The organism is Alicyclobacillus contaminans DSM 17975 (assembly GCF_000429525.1).
GTDB classification, from domain to species: domain Bacteria; phylum Bacillota; class Bacilli; order Alicyclobacillales; family Alicyclobacillaceae; genus Alicyclobacillus_A; species Alicyclobacillus_A contaminans.
In genome coordinates this window covers 1-1,215 of sequence record NZ_AUCA01000108.1, presented here as the reverse complement: position 1 = coordinate 1,215, position 1,215 = coordinate 1, and the positions used below count along the sequence as shown (strand labels likewise).

The 1,215-nt window shown below is 55.3% G+C and carries 2 protein-coding genes; one reads left to right on the top strand and one right to left on the bottom strand.

Annotated features, from left to right (window positions below):
• Positions 1-352: C40 family peptidase (locus G463_RS0117375; RefSeq protein WP_026976132.1), on the bottom strand; the 352-nt coding region annotated here is incomplete at its 3' end.
• Between the two features lie 171 nt (positions 353-523).
• Here G463_RS0117375 and G463_RS0117370 point away from each other — a divergent pair.
• A complete protein-coding gene (locus tag G463_RS0117370) occupies positions 524-967 on the top strand; it encodes a hypothetical protein (RefSeq protein ID WP_026976131.1) in 444 nt (147 codons plus the stop codon).
• The last annotated feature ends 248 nt before the right edge of the window (positions 968-1,215 follow it).

The window sequence follows — 1,215 nt, the reverse complement described above, 5'->3', positions numbered from 1 at the left end:
TCACGGTGTGGCGCTCACGCCACGGGAGCACGATGCCGAGCGCATACCGTACCCACTCGATTACGAGCAGCCAGTAGTCGTAGTGCTGGCCGATGTGGAGCTTTGCGGCTGCAGCGATTCGGAAGCGTTGCTCAAGCGTCAGGCTGTCACATCGGAACAGGTCGGATTTGCCCGCATACACTCCGGGGTCTTGATAGCCAACGCGGCGGAATCCCTGTGCTTCGACCAACTCATTCGGCCCGGTGAATACGGCCACGTGGCTGTATGGGCTGTGCGTGATGTCCTCGATGGCGCGGCTGATGAAGTCGGCGTCGCGGACAAGGAGCAGGTCGCCGACGAGCGGTATGACCATGGCCTCACCTCCTTATGAGGGCATAAAAAAGACGCCCCAATGGACGCTCCCACGAAAATCGTTTTAGGTTAAAGCCCAGTACCTAGAACAAACACCCCTCCATATCCTGAGTAGTGAAAAACGAGGGCACATGTCCGAGGTACATCCGCCCTCAACACAGGAGATGGGATAATGAGTCACTGGCGAAGTGTACTGCGCGATGTTGAACGCAGCATCTATGCTGAGCAAGTATTTTGTTCGTACGTGACGCAAATGACTTTTCTGCCGCAGTTTAAGGATCAGCCCGCTCTTAGAACAGTTCACAGAGAGAACTATGAAACGAGCTACCACCGTAATACGGCAGCTGGCAACCTGCATCGACTTTCACAACTCGACGGAGACGAACTCTTGGTGCTCATGACCGTGGAGTGCTTTATTGAGACTCGGAAACACGACAACACAGCACTCACCGCACTTCGCCAGGTAACGGCCTCCGATTCTATGGGAATGCAACTACTAGAACACGCCTTTTACTGGCACGATAAAAGGAAGCATTACCTGAAACGAGCGACCAGGAAACTTTATGCAAGGATTGGCCCTGAACTTTGGCAAAAGGGTGTCGCACTGGCGGAATAACATCGCCGCGACATGACCTGACCTCCAAAAGACGGTCATAGATCTCGCGAAGCCCAGTCGTGACTCCGTTTTCCACACTTACACCACCTTTCCCTGAATCACAAACTTGCCACTGACCCCAACGCGCGCCAGTAGCACGCGATCACCGGCGGCGGGCGTATAGGACGCCAAATAGGGATAAGGCCCCGCAGGAGTCTGCGACGTGTCACCGTCCACCACCACCTTTGGCCGGCCGGAGCCGGAGTATG